Origin of the sequence: Lapillicoccus sp. (assembly GCF_039935575.1) — a bacterium.
Classification (GTDB): domain Bacteria; phylum Actinomycetota; class Actinomycetes; order Actinomycetales; family Dermatophilaceae; genus Lapillicoccus.
On the sequence record NZ_JBDTKA010000144.1, the window covers coordinates 1 to 4,612 of the forward strand.

A 4,612-nucleotide genomic window follows, 5' to 3' on the forward strand; every position below is an offset into this window, starting at 1 on the left:
CTTCGTCGGAGAGGGCGACATCGACGCCGCCCGGGCCATCGTCGACGAGGTCGAGGATGCGGAACTGTTTCTCTACCCCGGAGACCAGCACTACTTCGCAGACAGCTCACTGCCGTCCTACGACCAGACTGCAGCCGCGCTGCTGACCCAGCGTGTCATGCACTTCCTCGCCGCGCGATAACCGAGCAGCCGCGGTCGCTGCCCACAGGACAGGCCCGACGACGTCGACTCGATCGCCCGGGTGCTTGCACAGTTCGCTGATCCGCGAGGCATGCTGTAGCCGGAGACGGAGGAGGAGGTGTCCGTGAGCGAACCGAAAGCGGCTGGCACGTCGCCTTCCGCCCGCTCCGTGCGGCCCTTGGGCGTGGACACCTGGCCGGCGTTCGCACGGCTGGTCGAGGCGAACAACGGCGTATGGGGCGGCTGCTGGTGCATGGGCTTCCACCTGACGGTGGGCAAGGGGCGCACCGCGGTGCAGAACCGGGCCGAGAAGCAGCAGCGCGTCACCGAGGGCCGCACCCACGCCGCGCTGGTCCTTGACGGCGATCAGTGCCTGGGCTGGTGTCAGTTCGGTTCGCCCGAGGAGCTGCCGGAGGTCAAGAGCCGCCGCCGGTACGAGAAGGACCTCGCCGCGTTGCCGGACTGGCGCATCACCTGTTTTTTCACCGGTAAGGGCCTGCGCCGCCGCGGCGTCGCCGACGCCGCACTCGGCGGGGCGCTGACCGAGATCGCCCACCACGGCGGCGGCGTCGTCGAGGGCTACCCCGAAGAGACCGACGACCGCACGCTGTCGGGTTCGTTCCTGCACACCGGGCCGATGGCCGCCTTCGAGAACCACGGCTTCACCCGCACCCGCCCGATCTCCCCGCACCGCTGGGTCGTCACCCGCACCGTCGACCCGGCCTGAGCTACTGTCCCAGGGTGAACCGCCACCCTGGATGTTCGCTCTCGAGTAGGTCTACGTGGTCAGCCCAACTCGCGATGTCGAGCCGGACGGGGGGCTCGATCGTGATCCCGGCCTCGCTGATTCCAAAGCCCCAGGAGAACCCAGCGACTGGCAACGCCTCGGCGCTGATGACGGCGTCGGAAGTCACGGCGAGATATGACCGTGCCTGCCACGTCAGCTCGACGTGGGAGTCCCTTTGGGGGGCGTCGAAGAGCTGAGGCTTGATGCCGAAGAACGCATACGGGGTGTTCGCGTTGCGGAGCAAGGCCAAAGGGTCGAGCTCGAACCGATCGGGATGCCGCGAATCGCTGGACTGGACCAGCTGCACCCACCCCATCGCCGCGGCGTAGCCCGACGCCTCGTACACGATGGTGGCGGTGCGGATGGGTAGACCGGCGCCCGCATCCGGCGGCAACGTCGAGTCCAGAAAGATTTCGCCAGAATCAGCGGATCCGAGGCTGGCTCGGATCTCGACGTCGACGTGGCCGGGGCGGTTGCGCAGGACGAACGGCACGACCAACTTCATCGAGAAACCGTCGCACATCCACACCCGCCGGAGGATCCGACCGAGGCGCTGTCAGCCGGCCCCGCTAGCCCAACTACCTCAGCCGCGTTCTCGGCCAACGGTGCCTTGCTGGTGCTGGCCGCGGTCGCGTTTAAACCACCCGCGGCGCAGGCGCGATCGCGTCGGTGTTCCACGCCAAAGCCACCACCGCGTTCACACACCATCCGGCCCTGGTGCCACCTTCACGCGCGGCCACGAGTCCGCTCTGGGGGGCCCTGACTGGCGCCGATCGACGGGGTCAGCGCCACGACCCCCCGCCTGCCACCGCCAGACAAACGAGATCACCGCCAAGTCACCGCCAGACAAATGAGACTCCGACAGATCAGATGAGATCCGACAACAGTGTAGGAACTCATCGAAGTTGTCATCGCGGCGGAGCGGTGACCTGCTGGTTCTCACCGAGGTGTCGCAGCTCGCGTCTCACGAACTTGTCCAAATCCTCAGCCCGCGACGTCCTGACATGCTTGTTATGCACGTGATCTTGGTGGAGATTTCCGTCAGCCGTTGGGGCTGCCTGCTGATGGAGATGGAGGGCTTGGGGTGTCTGTTCTCGTGTCGGGTCTGATGCGTTCTCGTGGGCCGGGCGGGGAGGTGGTGGTGCGGCTGGGGATGCCGCTGGTCGATGACTACCTGGAGTTCCTGGCGGGGCGTTGTCGGTTTAACACGGTGCTCGCCGCGGGCTACGACTTGAAGGTTTTCTTCTCGATCGTGGGCAAGGCTCCGGAGGCGGTGGTCCCGGCTGACGTGATGGCGTTCATCACCGCTCAACGCACCGGTGGGGTGTTCGATCGGGCGCCGGCTCGGGTGCTGCCGGCGGGTGAGCCGGCGGGAGTCAGCTCGAGCACGGTGGCTAGGCGGCTGTCGATCATCTCGGGGTTCTTCGCGTTCCTGCAGGTGCGTGGTGACGTGATCGCGAACCCGGTCCCGCGGGGTTTGCCGACCCGGCGTGAACGTTCCCGTCCGGGTCGCGGGGTCCCGTTGACGAGGCGGGTGCGCCGGTTGCCGCGGATCCTGGCTCCGGGCGAGGTCGACGCGTTGACGGCGGCGTTGCGTACCCACCGGGACGAGGCGATGGTCGCCGCGATGGTGCTGGGCGGGCTGCGCCGGTGTGAGGTACTCGGGCTACGGATGGAGGACCTGCGGGTCGCTGAGCGGCGGGTGTTCATCGCCGACGGGAAGGGTGGGCATCAGCGGCTGGTGCCGGTCTCGACGCGGTTCTTCACGGCCGTCGCCGCCTACCTCGACGTTGAGCGTCCACCGGGCGCGCCCACGGACCGGGTGTTCGTGGTGCTGAAGGGACCGACCCGCGGGAACCCGTTGTCGGCCAGAGGTATCGATGTGGTGCTGTCCGGCGCTAGGCGACGCGCCGGGCTGGAGCATGCGACCTGCCACGAGCTGAGGCACACCTGCCTGACGAGGCTGCGGGAGGCGGGGATGGCGTTGGAGGCCGTCCAGGCCCAGGCCGGGCACGCGTCCATCGAGTCAACCCGGATCTATCTGCACCTGGCCGATGACTGGCTCGCCAGCCAGTACCGCAAGGCAGCCGAGGTCATCGACGCGCAGGTCTTCGCGGGACACCCCCAGGCGCCGCCCCCGAGCCCGACCCCGAGCCCGACTCCGAGCCCGACTCCGAGCCCGACTCCGAGCCCGACCTCGCTGCTCCGGGCGGGTGTTCGATGAGCGGGCCGCTGCTGCTGCCGACCTGGGAGCAGCTGGACGCTGGCCGGCCGGAGCTGGTGACGCCGATGCGGCGCTACCTGGAGCAGATCGGCTGCGTCCTGCGCCCGGGCTCCGTCAGGAACACCGACCAGGCACTGAGGTCGTTCGCGGGGTTCCTGCACGAGCGGGCCCCCGAGGTCACCTCCTTGACCCAGGTCACCCGGCGGCACATCGAGGGCTACAAACCCTGGCTCGCGGCCCGGCCGGGACAGAACAAGCCGAGAGCCACCACCGCCACCCTGGCGCACCGGCTGGGGACGCTACGGATGTTCTTCGTGCGGATCGACGAGTGGGGCTGGGACGAAGCCCCGGCCCGGGTGCCGATGTTCCCGGGGGACCTACCCCGCCAAGACCATCCGCTACCCAAAGCGTTGGACGACCCGGCCGCCGCGAAACTGCTACGAGCCGCGTACAACGAACGGCGGCTGCTCGTGCGGGTCACCGTCGAGGTGCTGCTGCGCACCGGCCTCCGGGTCAGCGAGTTCACCGCCCTGACCGCCGACGCCGTCGTCCACATCGGAGCCGGACCGTGGCTGCACGTCCCGGTCGGCAAACTCCGCGAGGACCGTTACCTGCCGCTGCACCCCCAACTGGTCGAGCTGATCGACACGTACCGCACCACGTACGTCTCACCCGGCAACCCCTGGCTGCTGCCCCGGGAGAACGGCAGGGCACTGGACCGGCACACCGTCACCCGGCTCATCAACCGGGCCGGCGCAGCGGCTGGCCTGTCGCACATCCACCCCCACCAGCTCCGGCACACCCTGGCCACCCAAGCCATCAACCGCGGCATGTCACTCGAAGCGATCGCCGCGATGCTCGGACACCGCAGCCTCGACATGACCCTGCGCTACGCCAAGATCGCCAACCGCACCGTCGCCGACGAATACTTCGCCGTCACCGACAAAGTCGACGCACTGTACGACCAAGCCAGACCGCTGCCCGCCGACATCATCGGACCCAAAATGGCCCGGCTACGCCGCGAACACCACCGACTACTCGGAAACGGCTACTGCACAAGGCCACCCGAACTCGACTGCGCCTTCGAGAACATTTGCGAGACGTGCACGTTCTTCCAAACCAGCATCGAGTTCCGGCCCACCCTTCAAGCCCAGCACGACGACTCCACCAGCAAAGGCCAACACCACCGCGCCGACCTATTCGGCCAACTCCTGACCAAACTCACAGACAGCGACGCATCATGACCACCCTGGATCACGTACATAATGTCGACGAGCGGACGTTCCCTGACTGGCTACCCATGTCGAGGAGGCGAAAAGGCGACGTGGGAGAGCGCCAGTTTTGGTGCGTGGACTACTTCATGGAACTTCCCGTCAAGCGGACCCCAAGATCTAATGATCGAAGCAACACCTTCCTTGGAG

At 67.6% G+C, this 4,612-nt stretch carries 6 protein-coding genes; 5 read left to right on the top strand and 1 reads right to left on the bottom strand.

Going from position 1 to position 4,612, the window contains the following annotated elements:
* A partial coding sequence (locus ABI385_RS17210; RefSeq protein ID WP_348104988.1) for a dienelactone hydrolase family protein occupies positions 1-181 on the top strand: 181 nt, incomplete at its 5' end.
* A 123-nt stretch (positions 182-304) separates the two neighbouring features.
* Complete coding sequence (locus ABI385_RS17215) at positions 305-907, top strand: GNAT family N-acetyltransferase (protein WP_348104989.1); 603 nt, start codon at positions 305-307, stop codon at positions 905-907.
* Between the two features lies 1 nt (position 908).
* Here ABI385_RS17215 and ABI385_RS17220 read toward each other — a convergent pair whose 3' ends face one another.
* Entirely contained in the window at positions 909-1,472 is a 564-nt protein-coding gene (locus ABI385_RS17220) for a hypothetical protein (RefSeq protein WP_348104990.1), read from the bottom strand.
* 579 nt (positions 1,473-2,051) lie between these two features.
* On the opposite strand from ABI385_RS17220, the gene ABI385_RS17225 reads away from it, so the two are divergent.
* From ABI385_RS17225 to ABI385_RS17235, 3 genes are all read left to right on the top strand, one after another.
* Positions 2,052-3,191, top strand: a complete 1,140-nt coding sequence (locus ABI385_RS17225) for a tyrosine-type recombinase/integrase (protein WP_348104991.1) — start codon at positions 2,052-2,054, stop codon at positions 3,189-3,191.
* Complete coding sequence (locus ABI385_RS17230; protein ID WP_348104992.1) at positions 3,188-4,435, top strand: tyrosine-type recombinase/integrase; 1,248 nt, start codon at positions 3,188-3,190, stop codon at positions 4,433-4,435. The genes ABI385_RS17225 and ABI385_RS17230 overlap by 4 nt, the downstream gene beginning before the upstream one ends.
* Positions 4,432-4,612: hypothetical protein (locus ABI385_RS17235; RefSeq protein WP_348104993.1), on the top strand; the 181-nt coding region annotated here is incomplete at its 3' end. The genes ABI385_RS17230 and ABI385_RS17235, both read left to right, overlap by 4 nt.